Consider the following 322-nt stretch of genomic DNA (forward strand, 5'->3'; position numbering starts at 1 on the left):
TTCGCTCGTCCTGACGCCGCTCGTCGCGTTCGTACTCGTGGCCGTCGTCTGCTGTGAGACGCTGTACTCGCTCGCACGCGTCGTCCGTTCGGACGCGTCGCTCAGAGAACAGATCGAGGGTCGTGTCGGCTACGTCGTCCTCCGCGGCGTCGAGGCCGCGATTGGCGTCGGCGGGGTGTTGCTCATCGCCTCGCTCGTGCCCGCGCTGGTCGCCGAGCCGACGCCCGCACCCGCCGGCGTCGGGATCATGCTGGTCGCGATGGCGGTGGGGCTCGGAATCCTCGTCGCGAGCCTCGTCCGCTCGGCCGCGGAGCTGTTCGTC

General features: G+C 70.5%; 1 protein-coding gene. It reads left to right on the plus strand.

The features are described from left to right. A partial coding sequence (locus HKX41_10895; GenBank protein ID NNC24637.1) for a hypothetical protein occupies positions 1-322 on the plus strand: 322 nt, incomplete at both ends.

Origin of the sequence: Salifodinibacter halophilus, from assembly GCA_012999515.1 — a bacterium.
GTDB lineage: Bacteria > Pseudomonadota > Gammaproteobacteria > Nevskiales > Salinisphaeraceae > Salifodinibacter > Salifodinibacter halophilus.